At 57.7% G+C, this 20454-nt stretch carries 19 protein-coding genes and 2 riboswitches; of the genes, 11 read left to right on the top strand and 8 right to left on the bottom strand.

From position 1 onward, the window contains the following. Positions 1 to 10: 10 nt before the first annotated feature. The 3 genes from ABRP31_RS15075 to nfuA all read left to right on the top strand — a co-directional run bounded on the left by ABRP31_RS15075 (position 11) and on the right by nfuA (position 4282). Entirely contained in the window at positions 11 to 2311 is a 2301-nt protein-coding gene (locus ABRP31_RS15075) for a fatty acid cis/trans isomerase (RefSeq protein ID WP_349972838.1), read from the top strand. 281 nt (positions 2312 to 2592) lie between these two features. Beyond that, on the top strand, positions 2593 to 3618 hold the full coding sequence (locus ABRP31_RS15070) for an acyltransferase (RefSeq protein ID WP_349972839.1): 1026 nt from the start codon (positions 2593 to 2595) through the stop codon (positions 3616 to 3618). Between the two features lie 70 nt (positions 3619 to 3688). After that, the gene (gene nfuA, locus ABRP31_RS15065; RefSeq protein ID WP_027902653.1) at positions 3689 to 4282 is read left to right on the top strand and encodes a Fe-S biogenesis protein NfuA; all 594 of its coding nucleotides are present in this window, start codon (positions 3689 to 3691) and stop codon (positions 4280 to 4282) included. Positions 4283 to 4478: 196 nt separating this feature from the next. On the opposite strand, the gene cobM is transcribed toward nfuA, so the two are convergent. From cobM to ABRP31_RS15045, 4 genes are all read right to left on the bottom strand, one after another. Further along, positions 4479 to 5240, bottom strand: coding sequence for a precorrin-4 C(11)-methyltransferase (cobM, locus tag ABRP31_RS15060; protein ID WP_087264190.1), 762 nt, complete (start codon positions 5238 to 5240; stop codon positions 4479 to 4481). A gap of 37 nt (positions 5241 to 5277) precedes the next feature. Next, positions 5278 to 5694, bottom strand: a complete 417-nt coding sequence (locus tag ABRP31_RS15055) for a cobalamin biosynthesis protein (RefSeq protein WP_349972840.1) — start codon at positions 5692 to 5694, stop codon at positions 5278 to 5280. Positions 5695 to 5856: 162 nt separating this feature from the next. Next, positions 5857 to 6564, bottom strand: a complete 708-nt coding sequence (locus ABRP31_RS15050) for a CbtA family protein (protein ID WP_349972841.1) — start codon at positions 6562 to 6564, stop codon at positions 5857 to 5859. An 11-nt stretch (positions 6565 to 6575) separates the two neighbouring features. Beyond that, positions 6576 to 6761, bottom strand: coding sequence for a CbtB-domain containing protein (locus ABRP31_RS15045; RefSeq protein WP_349972842.1), 186 nt, complete (start codon positions 6759 to 6761; stop codon positions 6576 to 6578). 96 nt (positions 6762 to 6857) lie between these two features. Further along, positions 6858 to 7083, bottom strand: a riboswitch (cobalamin riboswitch). 57 nt (positions 7084 to 7140) lie between these two features. Next, positions 7141 to 7370: riboswitch (cobalamin riboswitch) on the top strand. Between the two features lie 124 nt (positions 7371 to 7494). Between ABRP31_RS15045 and cobW the strand changes: the two genes are divergently transcribed. From cobW to ABRP31_RS15025, 4 genes are all read left to right on the top strand, one after another. Next, positions 7495 to 8559 carry a cobalamin biosynthesis protein CobW gene (gene cobW, locus ABRP31_RS15040; protein WP_087264196.1) on the top strand — a complete coding sequence of 355 codons (1065 nt, stop codon included), beginning with the start codon at positions 7495 to 7497 and terminating at the stop codon, positions 8557 to 8559. A 3-nt stretch (positions 8560 to 8562) separates the two neighbouring features. Next, positions 8563 to 12324, top strand: coding sequence for a cobaltochelatase subunit CobN (gene cobN, locus ABRP31_RS15035; protein WP_349972843.1), 3762 nt, complete (start codon positions 8563 to 8565; stop codon positions 12322 to 12324). A 20-nt stretch (positions 12325 to 12344) separates the two neighbouring features. Next, the gene (locus ABRP31_RS15030) at positions 12345 to 13382 is read left to right on the top strand and encodes an ATP-binding protein (RefSeq protein WP_372489443.1); all 1038 of its coding nucleotides are present in this window, start codon (positions 12345 to 12347) and stop codon (positions 13380 to 13382) included. A 77-nt stretch (positions 13383 to 13459) separates the two neighbouring features. Continuing rightward, positions 13460 to 14047, top strand: a complete 588-nt coding sequence (locus tag ABRP31_RS15025; protein WP_349972916.1) for a VWA domain-containing protein — start codon at positions 13460 to 13462, stop codon at positions 14045 to 14047. 143 nt (positions 14048 to 14190) lie between these two features. On the opposite strand, the gene ABRP31_RS15020 is transcribed toward ABRP31_RS15025, so the two are convergent. Next, the gene (locus tag ABRP31_RS15020) at positions 14191 to 14457 is read right to left on the bottom strand and encodes a hypothetical protein (protein WP_027901210.1); all 267 of its coding nucleotides are present in this window, start codon (positions 14455 to 14457) and stop codon (positions 14191 to 14193) included. A gap of 376 nt (positions 14458 to 14833) precedes the next feature. Here ABRP31_RS15020 and ABRP31_RS15015 point away from each other — a divergent pair, with 376 nt between their 5' ends. Next, the gene (locus tag ABRP31_RS15015) at positions 14834 to 16162 is read left to right on the top strand and encodes a sigma-54 dependent transcriptional regulator (RefSeq protein WP_349972846.1); all 1329 of its coding nucleotides are present in this window, start codon (positions 14834 to 14836) and stop codon (positions 16160 to 16162) included. Between the two features lie 3 nt (positions 16163 to 16165). On the opposite strand, the gene ABRP31_RS15010 is transcribed toward ABRP31_RS15015, so the two are convergent. After that, positions 16166 to 16693 carry an AAA family ATPase gene (locus tag ABRP31_RS15010; RefSeq protein WP_349972848.1) on the bottom strand — a complete coding sequence of 176 codons (528 nt, stop codon included), beginning with the start codon at positions 16691 to 16693 and terminating at the stop codon, positions 16166 to 16168. A 379-nt stretch (positions 16694 to 17072) separates the two neighbouring features. On the opposite strand from ABRP31_RS15010, the gene ABRP31_RS15005 reads away from it, so the two are divergent. Together ABRP31_RS15005 and ABRP31_RS15000 are read left to right on the top strand one after the other, a co-directional pair. Further along, positions 17073 to 17903: an undecaprenyl-diphosphate phosphatase gene (locus ABRP31_RS15005; RefSeq protein ID WP_349972850.1), complete on the top strand. Its 831-nt coding sequence runs from the start codon at positions 17073 to 17075 to the stop codon at positions 17901 to 17903. Then, a complete protein-coding gene (locus ABRP31_RS15000) occupies positions 17903 to 18340 on the top strand; it encodes a DUF1294 domain-containing protein (RefSeq protein ID WP_349972853.1) in 438 nt (145 codons plus the stop codon). Before ABRP31_RS15005 ends, ABRP31_RS15000 begins: the two co-directional genes overlap by 1 nt. 20 nt (positions 18341 to 18360) lie before the next feature. Here the strand turns inward: ABRP31_RS15000 and ABRP31_RS14995 are convergent, their stop codons facing one another. Both ABRP31_RS14995 and ABRP31_RS14990 read right to left on the bottom strand, forming a co-directional pair. Continuing rightward, complete coding sequence (locus tag ABRP31_RS14995) at positions 18361 to 18705, bottom strand: MmcQ/YjbR family DNA-binding protein (protein ID WP_349972855.1); 345 nt, start codon at positions 18703 to 18705, stop codon at positions 18361 to 18363. Beyond that, positions 18695 to 19636, bottom strand: a complete 942-nt coding sequence (locus tag ABRP31_RS14990) for a LysR substrate-binding domain-containing protein (RefSeq protein WP_349972857.1) — start codon at positions 19634 to 19636, stop codon at positions 18695 to 18697. The genes ABRP31_RS14995 and ABRP31_RS14990 overlap by 11 nt, the downstream gene beginning before the upstream one ends. 130 nt (positions 19637 to 19766) lie before the next feature. Between ABRP31_RS14990 and ABRP31_RS14985 the strand changes: the two genes are divergently transcribed. Continuing rightward, entirely contained in the window at positions 19767 to 20378 is a 612-nt protein-coding gene (locus tag ABRP31_RS14985) for an FMN-dependent NADH-azoreductase (RefSeq protein ID WP_349972860.1), read from the top strand. Positions 20379 to 20454: the final 76 nt, after the last annotated feature.

Genomic DNA, 20454 nt, shown 5'->3' with positions numbered 1-20454 from the left:
GACGCTGGATATGCCGTATCGCTTCTTGATAAGCATCGTTGTGTTGTTGATCGGCACGTCTCAGGCCCAAGCGGCCGACCAGCCTGTGCAGCCGAACATTTCCTATGTTCGGGATATTCAGCCAATCCTTACCGAGAAGTGCGTGGCCTGTCATGCCTGCAACGACGCGCCATGCCAGTTGAACCTGGGGGCCGGGGAGGGCGTTGCTCGAGGCGCCAGCAAGATTCCGGTGTATGAAGGCGATCGCAGCGTTGCTCAGGCGCCCACCCGATTGTTCATCGATGCCAATGGGCCGAAAGCCTGGGAGAGCAAGGGTTTTTACTCGGTGCTCGACGCTCAGGGAAGCCAGGCTGCATTAATGAGCAGAATGCTCGACTTGGGACGTAACGCGCCGCTCGAGCCGAATGCGAAGATCCCGCCTGAAATCGTGCTGGGCCTGAATCGTGAAAATCTCTGCGCCCAGCCGGGGGAGTTCAACGCGTATGCCCAGGCGCACCCCAAAGAAGGTATGCCGCTGGCCGTCGCCGGGTTGACCGACGCCGAGTACGAGACCCTGCAACGCTGGTTCGCTGCGGGTGCTCCGGTGGATGACAAGGCGCAAAGCCCCTCAATCAGTGAACTGTCGCAGATTGCCGAGTGGGAAGCTTTGCTCAATCAGCCAGGTTCGACTCAGGCGCTGGTGGGCCGCTGGTTGTACGAGCATCTGTTCCTCGCGCACATCTATTTTGCAGGCGGTGAGCCGGGGCATTTCTTTCAGTGGGTGCGTTCCCGTACGCCGAGCGGTCAACCGATCGATGTGATAGCCACCCGCAGGCCGAACGACGATCCGGGAAGCGACTTCTATTACCGTCTTGAACAAGTCAAAGGGGTGATCGTTCACAAGACTCACATCACCTATCCGCTTGGCCCGCAGAAGATGGCCCGGGTCAAGCAACTGTTCTACGGCAACGATTGGCACGTGGATTCGTTGCCAGGGTACGGCCCGGGGCGTCGTGCCAATCCGTTCGAAACCTTCGAGGCGATTCCTGCGGTCGCGCGTTATCAATTCATGCTGGATAACGCGGAATACTTCGTTCGCACGTTTATTCGCGGGCCTGTGTGTCGCGGGCAGATCGCTACTGACGTGATTCGCGATCAGTTCTGGGTGATGTTCCAGGAGCCAGCCCACGACCGCTATATCTTCGATGCCCGGTATCGCGGTCTGGCGACACCCTTGCTGGCCATGCCGGGGCAAAACGACGATGTAGGCAGTGTGCTGAGCTTGTGGCACAGCTACAGAGACAAGCGCAACGAATATGAAGACCTGCGCCGCGACAGCTACGCCGACATGCCGCCCCCTGGCTGGGCGACATTATGGGCTGGCAACGATAACGCCTTGTTGACCGTCTTCCGCCACTTTGACAGTGCGTCGGTCAATAAAGGCCTGATCGGTGAAGTACCGCAGACATTATGGCTGTTCGATTTCCCGCTGCTGGAGCGCACGTATTATCAGTTGGCGGTGAACTTCGATGTTTACGGCAACGTGTCGCATCAGGTTCAGACGCGGCTTTATTTCGACCTGATCCGCAATGGCGCCGAGGTTAACTTCTTGCGTCTGATGCCGGCCAACAAACGTGACGATATCTTGAGTGACTGGTATCGCAACGGCGGCAAAGTGAAGATGTGGCTGGACTATCAGAGCATCGACAATGACACGCCAAGCGGCATGAAACTGGACGAGAAGGATCCGAAACGCGATTTCGCCCTGAAGCTGGTAGAGCGTGCAGGTACGTTGAATGCTGCGCCGGACCCAATCAATCGCTGTTCAGGCGCTTACTGTTCGCGGGCGGGTATCAGTGACACTTTCGCTCAGGTCGAGCAGTCGCTGAGCCATCTCACTGGACGCCCGGCGGCAGGGTTGAAGGTTATTGATTTTTTGCCTGAAGCAACGATGCTGCGTATTGAAGATGGCACTGGCAAACGAACGATGTACAGCATGCTGCGCAACCGGTCCCATACCAACGTCGCGTTCTTGCTGGGTGAGTCTTATCGTTACCAGCCAGGCCTGGACACGTTGACGATTTATCCGGGGATGTTGGCGAGCTACCCCAATTTCATGTTCAACGTGCCTGCCAGTCAGGTGCCTGAGTTTGTTCAGCTCATGCAGCAAGCCCGGCATCAGCAGGAGTTTGAGAAGATTGTTGAACGTTGGGGCGTACGCCGTAGCAGTCCGCAGTTCTGGTCGTACTTTCATGACCTGACTCGCTATATTCAGGAAACCGATCCTGTCGAGGCGGGGGTGATGGATATGAATCGGTACGAAAATCTCTAGATTTGCGCCGTCCTTATTGGGCAAGCCTCGCTCCTAAATGAGATCGCATTTCTCATGTAGGAGCGAGGCCTGGTTTGGGCGGCATTCCGACGATAAGCGCGCCTCTTTTTCCCTGTCTGACCCACGCTCCACATGGCCCGCAGCCATCTACCGCTGACCGGAAATCTCATTTTTTCATGACCTTTTAGGAACTATCACGGTCCGACCCCGTGAGTGTCCTTGTGCATGCTGATGTTTTTTGCAGCCCTGGATTGTTGTTTAAAGAGGCAATGAGGTTTGTGATGTTGATTTCGGTTCAAGCCCTGCGGGCACTCGCCGCGTGGGTCGTTGTGTGTCATCACTTCATGCAGATTTTTTTCAATTTCCACGCCAGCGGCCCGGTTGGCGACTTCTTCGTGACGAAGGGGGCAGTGGGGGTTGATATCTTTTTCGTCATCAGTGGCCTGGTGATCTTCCTTTCTACTCAGAACAGTGAAATGCCTGCCAGCCGCTTTATGCTCAATCGCATTATCCGGATTGTTCCTGCGTACTGGTTCTACACTGCAGCCATGGGCTTGCTACTGGTGTTTGCAGCGCCGCTGCTGCCACACCAGGTGATCAACTGGCAGACGTTCATGCTGTCGCTGTTTTTCATTCCGGCCGAGAATCCCGGTGGTTACGGCCTGTACCCCACGCTGAACGTAGGCTGGACGCTTAATTACGAGATGTTCTTCTATCTATTGTTCTCCACGGTTTTCCTGTTCAAGCAGCGTCATCGACCCTTGATTGTGGCTGCAGCGCTGTTTGCGGTGTGTGAGGTGCTGGCGCGTTCCGGTCTGATCAGCCGTTTCTACGGCAACGACATCATTTATGAGTTCTTGCTGGGCATTGGCATCGGCATCATTTATCGCAAGGGCTGGATCAAAGAAGGGTTCTGGCTACCGTTGCTGGGTATCGCCACAGGACTGGTGGTCATTTATCACTTGGGTGCTGATCAGCAGCGGTTGCTTAACTGGGGCCTGCCAAGTGCATTGATTGTGCTGTCGTGCATCGCCATGGAACCGGTATTCAGGGGTAACAAGATTCTCAAGGTGCTGGGTGACTGTTCCTACTCGGTCTATCTGCTCCATGTTCTGGTGCTGTACGGCGGCTGGCTCGCCTCGCAACACTACGACCTCAATCCCTATCTGGTTTTCGCTATCTGCGTACCGGTCATCGCGCTGGGTGCATGGATCAGTTATGAATGGCTGGAGAAGGGCCTGTACCGGCGCATGAAGGGCTGGCTGGACGAAAGACGCGCCAGAAATGCTTCTCAAGCGCTTTCCTGACAAAAACACTAGGACTTTGTACGAAGCTGGGGATTGGCGTAAACTGCCCGCACGTCTGCGAGGAATTTTCATGACCGCTATTACAATTACCGATGCTGCCCACGATTACCTGGCCGATCTGCTGGAAAAGCAGAACACCCCGGGCATCGGCATCCGCGTGTTTATTACCCAACCTGGCACCCAGTACGCTGAAACCTGCATTGCCTACTGCAAGCCGGGCGAAGAAAAACCGGAAGACAAGGCCATTGGCCTGAAGAGCTTCACGGCCTGGATTGACGGCTTCAGCGAAAACTTTCTGGATGATGCCGTTGTTGATTACGCCACCGACCGCATGGGCGGCCAGCTGACGATCAAGGCACCCAACGCTAAAGTGCCAATGGTCAATGCTGATAGCCCGATCAACGAGCGCATCAACTATTACCTGCAAACCGAGATCAACCCAGGGCTGGCCAGCCACGGCGGTCAGGTCACGTTGATTGACGTGGTTGAAGAGCAGGAACAGCACATCGCTGTTCTGCAATTTGGCGGCGGTTGTCAGGGTTGCGGTCAGGCTGACGTGACGCTGAAGGAAGGCATCGAGCGCACCTTGCTTGAGCGCATTCCAGAACTGCACGGCGTGCGTGACGTGACTGACCACACGCAGAAAGAAAACGCTTACTACTAAGCTGTTTGCTGCGCAGTATCAAAAGCCCCGACGTGTTCGGGGTTTTTTGTGTGATCGGGATACCTGAGCATGCCGCGGTTATAAGTTGCAATGCTAATCCTTTGTGGGAGCTGGGCTTGCCCGCGATGAGGTTGGTTAACTTTTAGATCGCGTCACCCTCATCGCGGGCGAGCCCGGCTCCCACAGTAAATTGTGCTTAACGCGTGCCCTCATACTTCCTGAACAAATGCGCATGCCCGGCGCGGTACAGCGATGACTCGCTGAATGCATCGCTGGACAGCACACGCCCCACCAGAATCAGCGCCGTGCGGCGAAAACCTTTCTCTTCAACCCTGGCTTCGATATCCGCCAGAGTGCCGACGACCCAATCCTGATCCGGCCAACTGGCGCGATGCACCACGGCGATCGGGCAATCTGCTCCGTAGTGGGGTGTCAGTTCGGCGACGATCTTTGATAGGTTATTGACCCCAAGATGAATCGCCATGGTTGCCTTGTGACGGGCAAGATCGGCCAGCGCTTCGCCTTCGGGCATCGACGTCTTGTCCGCGTAACGGGTCAGAACGACCGTCTGAGAAATATCCGGCAGGGTCAGTTCAGTCTCCAGCAACGCAGCACAGGCTGCAGTCGCCGTAACGCCCGGGATGATCTCGAACGGAATATTCAATTCACGCAAGTGGCGAATTTGCTCGCCAATCGCGCCATACAGGCTTGGGTCTCCGGAGTGCACACGGGCCACATCCTGACCTTGTTCATGAGCGGATTTCATCAAGGCGATGATCTGTTCCAGGTGCAACTCGGCACTGTTGCTCACCTGAACCGCCTGGTGACCTTCCAGAACGGCGGCAGGCACTAGCGAGCCTGCATAGATGATCACCGGGCAACTGCGGATCAGCCGCTGGCCTTTGACTGTGATCAGCTCAGGATCGCCGGGGCCTGCGCCGATGAAAAAGACCGTCATGAAGACTCCAGATGTGAAGGGACAAAAATAGCGATTATCAGCTAATTGGCCGAGCAATGGCCAAAGCAAAAGTGGCGTGCAAGGATTTCTTGCGAGTTATCAGCAGCTCGGCAGCGCCTGACTGGCTTGCCGAAGCCAGCGCGGCGCTTTCTGCGATGCCATAGCAACCGGTGTGTTCAAAGGCGATCTCTGAGCGATGACTGAGCTGCGACTCGTAGGCGGTCAATTGTTCCGGGCTGAAGAAACTCAACGGCAAATCAAGCTCAGTCGCTAATTCCAGCAGGCCTGGCTCCTGGCTTTTCAGGTCGATAGAGGCGAGGGCGCTGATGTCTTCACGGCGCAGATCATGACTTTCAAGGCTGCGCTCAATAAGCTCCAGCAGCGCCGCTGCGGAGCAACCACGTTGGCAACCCAAGCCTGCCACCAGGATCGGCCGCTTGTTATCAAACAACATATAACTCACTGAATTGAAATGTTTTTCTGTAGGAGCTCACGAGCGCTGCGAGGCAGCGACGAGGGTGTATCCGGCGGGACGCCATCGCTGCCTCGCGGTGCTCGTGAGCTCCTACAGATCCAATGTTTGCTGCGAGCCAGCTTATGTCAAATTTGCTCAAGATCAGGCTGGGTCGAGATCAGGATTGTTGCGACGGAACAGCCACGTGCTGATCAGCCCCATGGCGATCCAGAACACCGCGTTGGTCAGCAGCGAAGCCATCACGAATTGCGACTCCAGCGCTTCTGGTGCCAGGCTTTCATGGGTTTCAGGCTGCGGAGCGCCAATGAGGTGAGGCACTACCAGAATCGCCACGCCCAAGGCTTTCAACAGCCAGTTCTGGGCAAAGACGATCAGCGCGAGAGCAACAGCCGTCGAGGCTGCCGTGCCGATCCACCAGATTTGTCGCTGATTGAGGTCCGCAGCAGCGGTGCCCGGCAGCTCAGGTGGCAGGCCCAGCGTTGGCGCCAGGGTAAACACGGCAAAACCGGCCAGCCCCCAGAACAGGCCTTGGGAGGTTTTGCCCGGCGCTCGCAAGGTGTACAGCGCCGCCAGCATCAGTGCGAAGCCGACCGCGACCACCAGATTGCCACCCGTGGTCGAGACGATGCGCTGCCAGCCGTCTTCCGGCGACCAGGCTTCGTCGTCATGCACGTGACCCGCCGGTGCGGCCTCGTCGTGAGCGTGATGATGGACCTGTTCGGCAGGTGCGTTTTCATAGGTTTCAGCCTGCAGGATCAACGGCGTAATCCAGAAACTTTGCAGCAGGGTCAACAGCAGGGCGGCAAGCAGGCCAGTAAACCCGGCCGTTTGAGCGATTCGCTTGAACATGGCGTCAGGTCTCAATGGCAAGGAAAGGCGGCGCTGTGCCGGGTATCGTGAGCGGCATTGTGTACCGCTTCGATGTGGGAGAAGCCCGCGAAGTACACCAGGCAGGCACCAAGAATCGCTGCGCTGATGGCGGCGGTCAGGCGTTGGCTTCGGGTGGTTGCAGTGCTGGCGGAATGGCTGGCTGTACTGATCGACATGGCGCTTCCCTCTGGATGTCGGCAAGCAGGCATGCGCAGCAATATCCCGCTGACGAAAGTCAGGGGAGTGCAACTGCGCCCGCCCACCGCGGGTTCGTTATTTGTTTCATGTCGGGCCGGTCTCCGGGCTTGTGAGGGGCCGAGCGCTCGATGGCGTTCAACCTGCAAGAATCGCCTTCCCATGCCGTGATCGGCACAGTGGATCTGATTCTTCGCTCACTTACCGTTGCGGGGGCAGCGCCGGACTTGCACAGACCAAAGGCCTGAACGCACCGGTTTCCCGTTTCACCCCGTGAGGGGCACCCGTAACAAGGCGTGTAGGAGAGCATGCGCCTGCATGGAACGTCAATCAGTCGATTGACCTGCCCGCAGTCACTGCGTAGCCTTGCAGGTTCGAGGTTCTCCAGCTGATCCAATGGCATGGAGCTAAGACGGGAACGCGGTCGATGCCGCGGCTGCCCCCGCAACTGTAAGCGGTGCTGATTTATCGCACAGTCTCTGCAAAGCCACTGCGCAGCCTCTGTCTGTGCGGGAAGGCGCAATGACTGCCCCGGAGATGCTCCGGGTGCGCCGCAAGCCAGGAGACCTGCCTCGATTCGGGCCTTGTGCCCGACGAATTCTCACTACAACCGGGCGGGGTGATCCGGTGGCGAATCGTATCTCTGTGGCTACACATTTGTGGCCACACAGGGTTTTCGTCCTGCTTGCCCGCCGTATTGCCAAAGGGCATCCGATGAAAACACTGGCCAAACTTCCCGTCACTATCGTTACCGGCTTCCTCGGTTCGGGCAAAACCACCTTGCTGCGCCACATGCTGGATAACGCGGAAGGTCGGCGCATCGCCGTGATCGTCAATGAGTTCGGCGAGCTGGGCATTGACGGCGAAATCCTCAAGCAATGCACCATCGGTTGCACCGAAGAAGAGGCGGTTGGCCGTGTTTACGAACTGGCCAACGGCTGCCTGTGCTGCACCGTTCAGGAAGAGTTCTTCCCGGTCATGCGTGAACTGGTGGCACGGCGTGGCGATCTGGACCACATCCTCATCGAAACCTCCGGCCTGGCGCTGCCAAAACCACTGGTACAAGCCTTCCAGTGGCCAGAAATTCGTAATGCCTGCACCGTTGATGCGGTCATCACTGTCGTCGACAGCCCCGCAGTTCTCGCAGGTACGTTTGCTGCTTTCCCTGATCAGGTCGACGCACAGCGCAAGCTGGATCCGAACCTGGATCATGAATCGCCACTGCATGAGTTGTTTGCTGATCAACTGGCCAGCGCTGATCTGGTAATCCTCAACAAGTCCGACATGATCGACGCTGCCGGTCTGGCCGCCGTGCGTGCCGAAGTCTCCGAAGAGCTGCCGCCAGCGGTCAAGGTCATCGAAGCCAGCAGCGGTCGTCTGCCTATCAATGTCTTGCTGGGCCTGGGTGCTGAATCCGAGCAGCATATCGATGGACGCAAGACCCATCATGATCATCACGAAGGCGATGACCACGATGATCACGATCACGACGCGTTCGATTCCATTTCAATCAAACTGCCCGAAGCTGACGACAGTCTGTTGCTCGATGCACTGACCCAACTGGTCGTGCAGCACGGCATTCTGCGGGTCAAGGGTTTCGCCGCCATACCGGGCAAGCCGATGCGCTTGCTGATTCAGGGCGTGGGTACGCGTTTCGACAAGCACTTCGACCGCGCCTGGGGGGCTGACGAAGAGCGCGCCACTCATTTGGTATTGATTGGCCAGAAACTCGACGCTGCTGCGCTTGAATCCCAGCTGCGCGCTGCGCTAGCGGGTTGATTCATGCATCTGCTGAGAACCCAGCCCGGTGGTTTTGTACCGGACGACAGTATTGCCGACTTGGGGCAAACCCCCGCCGAGCTGGTGATTCTCTGCAGCGGTGATTCAAGCTTGGCACTGCTCGCCGAAGCGGCTCAGCAACTGCCGGACGATTACCCGAGCTTGCGTCTGGCTAACCCGATGCAGGTTCAAAACCACGCTTCGGTCGATCTCTATGTCGATGAGGTGCTGCGCCACGCCAAAGTGATTGTGATTTCCCTGCACGGCGGGATCGGCTACTGGCGCTACGGCGTCGAGCGTCTTATGGAACTGGCAGCACGGGGCGTGCAAGTGATCATGGTGCCGGGCTGTGATCGTCATGATCCCGAACTGACTGAACGCAGCACTGCGCCCGCCGAGGATTGCCACCGGCTATGGCAATTTCTGCGTCAGGGTGGCATGCACAACGCATTGGATTTCTACCGTTGTCTTGCTACTCGTATGCTGGATCGGGATTATCCGTGGTCCGAGCCAAAAGCCTTGCCGCGTACTGCGGTTTATCATCCCCAAGGCGTCAGCACCGATCCTGAAATATGGTTCGCTGACTGGGTGGCGGATCAGCCCGTCGTCGCGCTGCTGTTCTACCGCTCGCACTTGCAGGCCGCCAATACCGCGTTCATCGACGTGTTCTGCGCTCGTTTGCAGGCGCAAGGCTTGAACCCGTTGCCTATCGCCGTGGCCAGCCTCAAAGAGGCGGGTTGCATGACGGTGGTCGAGGATTGGCTGGACGATGTGGGCGCTGAGCTGATCCTGAATACCACAGGTTTTGCTCAGTCCAGCCCGGAAACCCCGCACCTGCGACCATTCAGGCGCAATGTGCCAGTGATTCAGGCGATTTGTGCCCAGGATAACGAACCCGGCTGGCGCGCAAGCGAGCAAGGCCTGGGTGCTCGCGATCTGGCCATGCACATTGCTTTGCCAGAGCTGGACGGGCGGATTATCAGTCGGCCGATCAGCTTCAAGGATCTGGCCTGGCGCAGCGAGCGTAGTCAGTCGGATGTGGTCTGCTATCGCCCGCAGCCGGAGCGCATGGACTTTGTTGCTGAGCTGGCGCGTCGCTGGGTATTGCTTGGGCGTTTGCCGAACGCCGACAAGCGCGTTGCACTGATTCTGGCCAATTACCCCACCCGCGACGGGCGAATCGGCAATGGTGTCGGCCTCGATACGCCAGCGGCCGCACTTAATATCCTGCGTGCCATGCAGGGCGAGGGCTATCCGGTTGCCGGGTTACCGGAAACCGGCACTGATTTGATTCACCAACTGCTCGGCGGCGTTACCAATGATCTGGACAGCATTGATCTGCGTCCCTGTCACCAAAGCATGGCGCTCGATGAGTACACCGCAGCGTTTGAGCAATTGCCTCTGGCCAACCGTGAAGCGGTGATTGCCCGCTGGGGCGCGCCGGATAAAGACCCGATGTTCCGCAGTGGGCGGATGATGATTGCCGGGATCAGATTTGGCCTGACCTTTGTTGGTATTCAGCCCGCGCGGGGTTATCAGGTGGACGCCAGTGCGGTCTATCACGACCCTGATCTGGTCCCGCCCCATGGTTATCTGGCGTTCTATTTCTGGTTACGTAAAGCCTACGGCGCACATGCGGTGGTGCATGTGGGCAAGCACGGCAATCTTGAATGGCTGCCGGGCAAGGGCGTCGGGCTGTCGGAAACCTGCTGGCCGGATGCGATTCTCGGCGCGATGCCAAACATTTACCCGTTCATCGTCAACGATCCGGGCGAGGGCGCTCAGGCAAAACGCCGCACGCAGGCGGTGATTATCGATCACCTGATGCCGCCGCTGACCCGAGCCGAAACCTACGGGCCGTTGCGCAATCTTGAGCTGCTCGCGGACGAGTATTACGAAGCACAGTTGCTTGATCCTCGTCGTGCTCTGGAACTGCAACGCGACATCCTCAAGCTGGTCCGCGAAACCCATATTGATCGGGAATTGGCGCTGGGTAATTCGTTACAGGATGAAGACGCCGCGATCTGGCTGCCACGGCTGGACACCTATCTGTGTGATCTGAAGGAATCCCAGATTCGCGACGGTCTGCATATCTTCGGTGAGTCACCCACCGGCCGCCTGCGCATCGATACTTTGCTGGCGTTGTTGCGTATTCCCCGAGGCGATGGCCGTGGCGCGCAGTCGAGTCTGTTGCGGGCCTTGAGTAAAGCCTTTGAGCTGGGTTTCGACCCGCTGGACTGTGAGCTTGCCGAGCCCTGGCTGGCAGCCAGGCCGCCAGCGCTTCTCGCCATCAGCGCAGATCCATGGCGAACGGCGGGTGATACCCGCGAGCGTCTGGAACTGTACGCTGCGTGGATGATTGAACAAGTAATCGACGATTTAGATTTTAATATTCCTTTTGAAAACAAAGATCTACTGGATATTGTTGATAGTTTAAAAGAAGTTGTGGCTCCGCGACTCGACGCATGTGGTCCGGCAGAGATTCAGGGTTTGCTGGATGCGCTAAGCGGGCGCTTCGTACCCGCAGGCCCCAGCGGTGCGCCGAGTCGCGGGCGTATAGACGTGCTGCCTACCGGGCGTAACTTCTTTTCGGTCGATGTGCGAAATCTGCCCACCACCACCGCATGGCGTATTGGCTTCCAGTCAGCAAACTTGTTGCTGGAGAGGCACTTACAAGACAATGGTGATCATTTACGTCAACTTGGGTTGTCGGTTTGGGGCACCGCAACCATGCGCACGGGCGGCGACGATATCGCTCAGGCGATGGCGCTGATGGGGGTGCGGCCGGTCTGGGCGACTGGCAGTCAGCGTGTCGATGACTTCGAGATTCTGCCGTTGAGCTTGCTGGATCGACCGCGTGTTGACGTGACGCTACGGGTCTCGGGTTTCTTCCGCGACGCCTTCGCCAACCTGATCCGCCTGTTCGACGCTGCGGTACAGGCTGTCGCTGCTCTGGACGAGCCAGACGACATGAACCCGTTGGCCGCCAAAGTTCGCGAAGAGCGTGCCGCGCTGTTGAAAAACGGCGTTGCTGATGACGAGGCTGCGCGTCAGGCAGGCTGGCGTATCTTCGGCGCCAAGCCCGGTGCTTATGGTGCGGGCGTGCAGGGCGCTATCGACGGTCGTTTATGGCAGAGCCGGGATGATCTGGCCGAGGTTTATCTGAACTGGGGCGGTTACGCCTATGGCGCGGCCGATGAAGGCACGCCCGCGCGTGAGCGCTTTGCCAAACGCTTGTCGCAGGTTCAGGCGGTGGTCCAGAACCAGGACAACCGCGAGCACGACCTGCTCGATTCGAACGACTATTACCAGTTCCAGGGTGGCATGCTCGCGGCCGCTGAAAGCCTCAGTGGCCAGAAGACCGCCAGCTACCATGGCGACCATAGTCAGCCAGACTTGCCGAAGATTCGTACGCTGAAGGAAGAGCTGAACCGGGTCATTCGCTCTCGAGCGGCGAATCCGAAATGGATCGACGGCGTCAAACGCCATGGTTATAAAGGCGCATTCGAGATGGCCGCCACTGTGGACTTCCTGTTTGCGTTCGATGCCACCACCGAATTGATTGACGACCATCAATATGCGCTTTTGGCCGATGCCTATCTGCTGGATCCGTCGACCCGGGAATTCATTCAGCAGCACAACCCTGATGCCTTGCGTGATATGACCGAACGCATGCTTGAAGCCCAGCAGCGTGGGCTATGGCAAGAGCCAGGAAATTATCGTGACGCGCTGGAAAGCTTGTTGCTGGACATAGAAGAGAGCTGATGACGTTGCCTGACACGATTTTGAGTGACACCCCGCATTTCCCGCTGGCTGCAGTGGTGGGTGCCGACGAACTGAAACTGGCGCTGTGCCTGACCGCCATCGACCCGAAAATCGGCGGTGTGCTGATTGAAGGGCCGCGGGGCATGGCGAAATCGACGCTGGCACGGGGGTTGGCGGACTTGCTGGCAAGCGGGCAGTTTGTCACGCTGCCGTTAGGCGCTACCGAAGAACGGCTGGTGGGCACCCTGGATCTGGACGCTGCGTTGGGCGCAGGTCGGACCGAGTTTTCACCTGGCGTGCTGGCCAAGGCCGATGGCGGCGTGCTGTATGTCGATGAAGTGAACCTGTTGGCTGATCATCTGGTTGACCTGCTGCTGGACGTTGCCGCCAGCGGCGTGAATCTGGTGGAGCGTGACGGCATCTCTCATCGTCATCCGGCGCGGTTCGTGCTGATTGGCACCATGAACCCTGAAGAGGGTGAATTGCGGCCACAGTTACTGGATCGCTTCGGCCTGAACGTGGCGCTGAGCGGGCAAACCTTGCCGACCGAGCGTGGGCAAATCATACGCCGGCGTCTGGACTTCGACAGCGATCCGCAGGCCTTTTGCGCGCAGTGGAGTGATCAGCAGCAGGCGTTGAAACTCCGCTGCGAGCAGGCGCGCAGTATTCTGGGCAACATCGCGCTGGATGATCAGTCGCTCACGGTCATCACCGAACGCTGTTTTGCTGCGGGTGTTGATGGCATGCGCGCTGATCTGGTCTGGCTGAGGGCTGCCCGTGCTCACGCGGCCTGGCGCGGTGTCTCGGCGATTGAAGAGCAGGATATAGACGCCGTGGCAGAGTTTGCCTTGCGTCACCGGCGTCGTCACTCTCCTCAAGATCGGCCGCCACCCCAGGAGCAGCAGCCACCGCAGCAACCTGAATCGCAGCAAAACCCGTCTACACACACTCAACAGTCCGCGCCGGATCAAGGGCAGGGCAGTTGGGGGGAATTGCCAGCGCAGGCCATGCCGACAGGCGTGCGTCGTGAAGTGCCGAGCTGGCCAAAAAAGCCTTAGGCATCCGTCCTCGCACAGTTGCGGGGGCGGATGCCAAGCCCCGGCGCGGTAAAGCGGCGGGTGGTCGAACCGGGGCGATACGCAGCGGTGCTAACGGAGCGATTGCCTGGTTGCCGACGCTGTTGCGCGGAAGGCCCAAGGTCCGCGCCGACCTGATCCGTCAACCACGAAGCCAGCACGCCAATGAGCTGTGGCTGGTGATCGTCGATGCATCGGCTTCCACCAAGCGCCATCAAATGCTGCGCGAGGCCAAAGGTCTGCTGGCCGAACTGTTTGATGACGCCTATCGCCGCCGTGTGCGTCTGGCGCTGCTGACGGCCAGCGGCAAAACGCCGCGCTGGCAACATCAAGGGCTCAAAGCGTCGCGGGCATTGCAACCCTGGCTGGATGAACTGGGTGCAGGTGGCGGCACGCCGTTAATCGCTGCGTTTGATCAGGCTCGCCAATGGCTGGATAAACGTCAGAAGCAGCATCCTGCCGAAAAACAGCGTCTGCTGGTCATGACAGATGGGCGGGTGAAAGACTCGGGCGGGTTATCGGCCTTCAACTGTCCGGGCTTGCTGATCGATATTGAAAGCGGACCGATTCGACTGGGGAGGGCGCAACAGATGGCGATGGGGCTGGGGATTGAGTATCAGCACATTAATGAACTGAAGACTCGTTAGGCCCTTAGGACTCTCGAACCGCTGCGATACGATCTATTAACTGTAATGCCATCCCGGTAGGCGCTGCCGAAGGCTGCGAAGCGTCTGTTCTGACACTCCGCCATCGCGGCCTGCGGCAGCTCCTGCCGGGTACTGCGATTGCTTCAGGCTGGCATGGTCCACGGCTCAAGGCGGTGGCCTTCATTGCTGATTTCAGCACGGGCCAGTTCAAGCTCGTTGGCCAGGCGTTTGGCATCCGAATAGGTGCTGCGTGCGATCTGGCGGCGACCAATACGATTGCTGGTACGGTCGATGACCGTCAGGCTCAGCTCGCCGTTACCGTCTTGCGGTGCCCAGGCGACGCATTGGAAAGGTTCAAAAGCGTGTCCAGCGATCAAGAGTGCATCGTTGAAGCGCAATGGGGCGTTCATGGTTATTTCCTCAAAGTGCCCGTATCAAATTTGAGCGCTGTCGGTTGGGCTTACCGTTCAGCGGGTTACTTGTGTTGATGACCCCCGATACCTTTCAAGTCACACAGCTCGCCGATTATTTTCAAATTTTTTTACATGCCCCCTGTATTCACGGCCTCCGGCACCGAGGTTCGACGAATATTCAGCAACCCGCGCCGGATAAAAAACGCCCGCCCGCCATTCATGAACAGCTAATTACCTTTCGATCTGAACCATATAGTCAAACAGTCCAAGCGACTGTCAAATATTTGCTAATGTTCAAATCGTTAGTTGCAACTACCTGTTTATAAAATGATTTTACTCATCTGATTTTCAATCGCGGCGCCAAGGAATCCCCATGCATGAATCGGCACCACCACTGCGACGCTTGTTAATTGTTGATCCGTGCGACGATTGTCATCAGCTTATTCCCGTCCTGCGTGCCGCGGGCTGGGATGTCGATAGCAGTACGGTTGAATCCGCTGTCAGTCGCAGTTGCGACGTGGGGTTGATTCGCCTGATGCCTTATCACTTCGAGCATCCGGAAGTCGTCAAGGATCTGATCACGCGCAGCCACACCGAATGGATCGCGGTGTTGAGCCCGGACGACCTGCGCCGGGAGAAAATCGGTGATTTTGTCTGCGAATGGTTTTTTGACTTTCATACATTGCCGTTTGACGTCGCGCGCATGCAGGTCACGCTGGGTCGTGCCTACGGCATGGCGCGTTTGCGTGCACAGGGCGCCGCCTTTGTATCGGGGCCAGAACACGAGATGCTCGGCGAGAGTCGTCCGATCCGTGAGCTGCGCAGGCTGCTGAGCAAGCTGGCACCTACGGAGTCGCCGGTATTGATTCGCGGTGAGCCGGGCACCGGCAAAGAACTGGTGGCGCGCACCCTGCATTCTCAATCGCAACGGCGCAGCAAGCCGTTCGTTGCAATCAACTGCGCTACTACACCGGAGCACTTGCTCCAGGGTGAATTGTTTGGCTATGAGAAAGGCGCGTTCGAAGGCGCAAACGAGCTGAAAATCGGCAGCATTGAGGCCGCCGATGGCGGTACCTTGTTTCTCGATGAAATCGGCGATTTACCCATGGAGCTGCAAGCCAATCTGCTGCGCTTTCTGCAGGACAAACAGGTCGAGCGCGTCGGCGGACGAGAAGCCATTTCCGTAGATGTGAGGGTTCTGGCGGCGACCCATGTCGATCTAGAGTCGGCCATCCGTAAAAAACGTTTTCGCGAGGACTTGTATTACCGCCTGAACGTTCTTCAGGTGGGGACCGCGCCGTTGCGTGAACGGCACGGTGATCTGGCGTTGCTGGCCAATCATTTTGCGCATTTTTATAGCCAGGAAACCGGACGTCGCGTGCGCAACTTCAGTCAGGACGCATTGGTCGCAATGGGTAAGCATGACTGGCCGGGCAATGTGCGCGAGTTGGCCAATCGAGTTCGCCGTGGGCTGGTGCTTGCCGAGGGCCGGCAGATTGAAGCGGCTGACCTGGGTTTGCTCGGTGAGGACGATATCGTCAGTACCATGGGCACCCTGGAGGACTATAAGTCCCGGGCCGAGCGTCAGGCCTTGTGTGATGTATTGACCCGTCACAGCGACAACCTGAGTGTCGCTGCCAAGGTACTGGGGATTTCCCGGCCGACGTTCTACCGGTTGCTGCACAAGCACCAGATTCGTTGAGCCTCAGGCGCGCTCGAGTAGTTGTTCGACCGCGGCGAAGGCCTGCTCACGGCGTTGCTGCCAGTCACCGCCAATCACTTGCCAGGTCTGCTGATGTTGTTCAAGCCAGTGCAGCGTGTCGCGGAAAAAGGTTTGTCGTGACACAAACTCAGGCTGGCAACGTTGGCCATCGCCGACCCATTCGACACCGCTCGGGTCGAGCAGGAGATGCAAGTGATAGTGTCGCGCCAGCAGGGCAGACTCGATCCACGCCGGGCAATCGCCAAATAACGTCTGACTCCAAAGAATATTGCTCAATAGATGCGTATCGAGAATCAGCAAATGGGGCTCAGTAGCGCGAGCAGCGTTTTCGTTGTCCAGTTGGCCTTGAGCGATTAGAGGAATGTCTGCGTAGGTCGTGTCCCGTTGATTCTGCTCGATGAAGAAACGCACATACTCACCCACCAGAACCCCGCCGAAGCAGCGCTGTATTTCTGCTGCCAGCCAGCTTTTGCCGCTGGACTCAGGGCCTGTCAGCACAACAACTTTCATCAAGTCGCGACCTTTTCCGGAACTAGAATGGCGCCTGCGGCCATTGCGGTGGTTTGGAGTCCGGGCATTGCGATTGCCCGGAGGTGGAAAACGGCCGCGATTGTAAGCGCATAGACCATCAAGCGCAGTGATTCATCGAAAAAACGTCCGATAGCGGCTACTGAAATAACTGCACCCGTTACGTCAATGGTTTCACGTCAAGCTTCAATGGCAGCGTCCGGCTTTAAGGTCTGTTAGGATCGCCACGCCTTGCCTTGGTCAACGATGTAAGCATCCGTTTTTAACGGACTTTTCACCTTTCGACGGGCATATTTGCGCGCTGTTTGAACATGACAATATCAAGAAGCCTGCTTCGAGCAATGCTTCACTTGGGGGAATGATGGATCTTTGGACCGCCGCTCAGGCACTGATTCTCGGGATTGTGGAGGGACTGACGGAGTTCCTGCCTATTTCCAGTACCGGACACCAGATCATTGTCGCGGACTTGATCGACTTTGGTGGCGAGAGGGCGATGGCCTTTAACATCATTATTCAGCTTGGCGCGATACTCGCGGTAGTCTGGGAGTTTCGGCGCAAGATCCTCGACGTGGTGGTTGGCCTGCCCAGGCAACGTCAGGCGCAACGCTTCACCATCAACCTGCTGATCGCTTTTTTACCCGCTGTGATACTGGGCGTAATGTTCGCAGACCTGATCCACGAATACCTGTTCAACCCGATCACGGTGGCGACGGCGCTGGTTATTGGCGGTGTGATCATGCTCTGGGCCGAGCGCCGGGATCACGTGGTGCATGCTGAAAGCGTTGACGACATGACCTGGCGTGATGCGTTGAAAGTTGGCTGTGCCCAATGTCTGGCGATGATTCCGGGGACTTCCCGCTCTGGCTCAACGATCATTGGTGGCCTGCTGTTTGGCCTGTCGCGCAAGACCGCCACCGAGTTCTCATTCTTCCTGGCCATGCCAACGATGGTCGGCGCGGCAGTGTATTCGGGCTACAAATATCGCCACCTGTTCCAGCCTGACGATTTTCCGGTATTTGCTCTGGGCTTCGTTGTCTCCTTCATCTTCGCCATGATTGCTGTACGCGGCCTGCTCAAATTCATCGCCACCCACAGCTACGCGGTATTTGCGTGGTACCGCATCGTCTTCGGTCTGTTGATTCTGGCGACCTGGCAGTTCGGCTGGATTGACTGGACCAGCGTGCAAGGTTGATGAACTCAGAGCAACGCGTCAGAACGAACAAGTCGACGACGGCTAAACAGCAGGCGTTGCGTTATCCGCGACTGAAGCTGGCTATTTTTCTGATGATCTGTGCGCTACCGGGTGCCGGCCTCACGTCGTTACTGCTCAATGGCGTGTGGGTGCCCGGCGCGATCTATGCAGTGATGAGTTTGTTGGCGTTCTTCCTGTATTGGCGTGACAAGCGTCAGGCCAGAACAAATGAATGGAGAACGCCGGAGAAAGCGCTGCACGCTGTCGAACTACTGGGCGGCTGGCCGGGCGCACTGCTTGCACAGCAAGCGTTTCGGCATAAAACCCGCAAACTGTCGTTCCAGCTGGTGTTCTGGTTGATCGTCTTGCTGCATCAGGCGATCTGGATTGATCGCCTGTTTCTCGGCGGCAACTACCTGACCAGGCATTTCTATTAAGCCGTCACAGCCTAAACCCGTCACAGCTTCAGGGCGATCTGCTGTTTCTTCGATAGCTTACTGACCACCAATTGATGAGACCGAGTCAGCAGGTCACGCAACTCGCCGTCGCTCAGGGAGTAGGGTGTAGCGACGCTGATCCAGTAGGCCCGTGCCAGATAGGGCGCGGGACGAATGCCCGGACGGTCGACGTAGCCGAGAAACAGTTCGGGTGCGACCTTGAATGACAAGCCTTTGCCCGCCAGATCCATCACCGCAAACATTTTGTTGCCTGCAATGGAAAACACACGGGTGCCGCCCCATTTGTAATCTTCTCGAGCGCCAGGCAGTTGCAGGCAAAACCCGGCGACCTCTTCAGTGTCCATCTGTCTGCTCCGTTGGTTTCTGGACATCGGTCCAGAGTGGTTCATTCTTGAACGCAAGGCTGACGTGTTCGATCCACGCGCGTACGGCGGGCAGCATGCCGCGGCGCTGGGTGTAAGCAGCTTGAACATTACCGCTCGGCAGTGACCAGTCGGGTAGCAGGCGGACCAATTGACCATTGGCCAGCTCTTCATGGCAGTTCATCAGCGGCAGTAGCGTCATGCCCAGCCCCAGCAGGGCTGCGTTCTTGCGAATCGGAAAGTCATCCACCACCAGACGCGGCTCGATCGCCACCTCACAACGCTCACCATTGCTATGCAACAGTTGAAAATGCACTTTGCGATCCGCCTCGATGGCGCCCAACGCTGGCAAACTGGCGAGGTCTTGCGGATGCTTGATACTGCGTCCGCGAAGCAACGCCGGAGAGGCCACCAGGGCTGCGCTGGCCGGATACAGCTGGCGAACAATCAGGCTTGGATCTTCATCGCCAATGTCACGGACCCGTAGCGCCACATCAATGCCTTCGTTGACCAGATCGACCCGACGATTGACCAGAATCAACTCCAGTTGCACCAACGGGTGGCGGATCAGGAATTCGTTGACCACCTCAGACAGATTCCAATGGGTCATCCCGACAGGGCAGGACACCCGCAAACGTCCTCGAGGTTCTGCTGATAGCGAGGCAACCGCCTCGTCGGCCATTTCCGCTTCCAACAGCATTGCCTGACAGTGGCTCAGGTAACGCTCACCCACAGCGGTCAGCGCCAGTTTGCGGGTGGTGCGCTGCAACAGGCTCGCCCCCAGACGCAACTCAAGTTCGGCAATGCGCCGTGACAGACGTGATTTAGGGATGCCCAGCAGACGCCCGGCCGCCGCGAAGCCACCGAACTCGACCACTTTGGCGAAATAGTAAAGATCGTTAAGGTCTTGCATGCTGATAACCGATTGTCCTGTAGGTAGAACGAACTATCGCATTTATGCCGACTAATCAGCTATTGGTTTGCGCTGTAGGATTATCCCCACTTGATCGCCAGCTGGCGACTTTTCATTTGGGAAGCACGTTATGAAACTTTTGCACATCGATTCCAGCATCCTCGGCGATCACTCCGCGTCTCGCCAGCTCAGCCGTAACGTTGTTGAAGCCTTTACCGCCGTCGAGCAAAACGCTCAGGTGACTTATCGCGATCTGGCCAGCGAATCGCTGAGCCACTTTTCCCCGGCAACGCTGGCCGCTGCGGGCACCCCTGAAGAAGGCCGTGATGCTGCGCAGAAGCAGGAAGTGGCGAACAACGAGCAAATCCTGCAGGAATTTCTCGATGCGGACGTGGTTGTGATTGGTGCGCCGGTTTACAACTTCACCATTCCAACTCAACTGAAAGCCTGGATTGACCGTATCAGTGTGGCGGGTCGTACTTTCCGCTACACCGAAACAGGCCCGGAAGGTCTGGCTGGCGGCAAGCAAGTGATCATCGTTTCCACAGCCGGTGGTGTGCACGTTGGTCAGCCGACCAGCGTCGGTCATGAAGACTATCTCAAAGTCCTGTTCGGCTTCATTGGCGTGACTGATTTGAAATTCGTCTTCGCCCACGGTCTGGCCTACGGCGACGAGCCACGTGCCAATGCACTGACCGCAGCGCAGAAGCAGATCAAAGAAGAGTTGTTCGCGCTGGCCTGAATGCCGCGGCGGGTCTGATGACTTCGCCTGCAACACGTCTGCAAAAACTCCAGCGTCCATTGGGCGCTGGAGTTTT

Source organism: Pseudomonas caspiana (assembly GCF_040224095.2).
GTDB classification, from domain to species: Bacteria; Pseudomonadota; Gammaproteobacteria; order Pseudomonadales; family Pseudomonadaceae; genus Aquipseudomonas; species Aquipseudomonas caspiana.
This window is presented reverse-complemented; position numbering and strand designations above follow the sequence as displayed.

Coding starts and splice junctions, on each gene's coding strand:
- ABRP31_RS15075 (WP_349972838.1), top strand. CDS start 11: ATGCCGTATCGCTTCTTGATAAGCATCGTTGTGTTGTTGATCGGCACG.
- ABRP31_RS15070 (WP_349972839.1), top strand. CDS start 2,593: ATGTTGATTTCGGTTCAAGCCCTGCGGGCACTCGCCGCGTGGGTCGTT.
- nfuA (WP_027902653.1), top strand. CDS start 3,689: ATGACCGCTATTACAATTACCGATGCTGCCCACGATTACCTGGCCGAT.
- cobM (WP_087264190.1), bottom strand. CDS start 5,240: ATGACGGTCTTTTTCATCGGCGCAGGCCCCGGCGATCCTGAGCTGATC.
- ABRP31_RS15055 (WP_349972840.1), bottom strand. CDS start 5,694: ATGTTGTTTGATAACAAGCGGCCGATCCTGGTGGCAGGCTTGGGTTGC.
- ABRP31_RS15050 (WP_349972841.1), bottom strand. CDS start 6,564: ATGTTCAAGCGAATCGCTCAAACGGCCGGGTTTACTGGCCTGCTTGCC.
- ABRP31_RS15045 (WP_349972842.1), bottom strand. CDS start 6,761: ATGTCGATCAGTACAGCCAGCCATTCCGCCAGCACTGCAACCACCCGA.
- cobW (WP_087264196.1), top strand. CDS start 7,495: ATGAAAACACTGGCCAAACTTCCCGTCACTATCGTTACCGGCTTCCTC.
- cobN (WP_349972843.1), top strand. CDS start 8,563: ATGCATCTGCTGAGAACCCAGCCCGGTGGTTTTGTACCGGACGACAGT.
- ABRP31_RS15020 (WP_027901210.1), bottom strand. CDS start 14,457: ATGAACGCCCCATTGCGCTTCAACGATGCACTCTTGATCGCTGGACAC.
- ABRP31_RS15015 (WP_349972846.1), top strand. CDS start 14,834: ATGCATGAATCGGCACCACCACTGCGACGCTTGTTAATTGTTGATCCG.
- ABRP31_RS15010 (WP_349972848.1), bottom strand. CDS start 16,693: ATGAAAGTTGTTGTGCTGACAGGCCCTGAGTCCAGCGGCAAAAGCTGG.
- ABRP31_RS15005 (WP_349972850.1), top strand. CDS start 17,073: ATGGATCTTTGGACCGCCGCTCAGGCACTGATTCTCGGGATTGTGGAG.
- ABRP31_RS15000 (WP_349972853.1), top strand. CDS start 17,903: ATGAACTCAGAGCAACGCGTCAGAACGAACAAGTCGACGACGGCTAAA.
- ABRP31_RS14995 (WP_349972855.1), bottom strand. CDS start 18,705: ATGGACACTGAAGAGGTCGCCGGGTTTTGCCTGCAACTGCCTGGCGCT.
- ABRP31_RS14990 (WP_349972857.1), bottom strand. CDS start 19,636: ATGCAAGACCTTAACGATCTTTACTATTTCGCCAAAGTGGTCGAGTTC.
- ABRP31_RS14985 (WP_349972860.1), top strand. CDS start 19,767: ATGAAACTTTTGCACATCGATTCCAGCATCCTCGGCGATCACTCCGCG.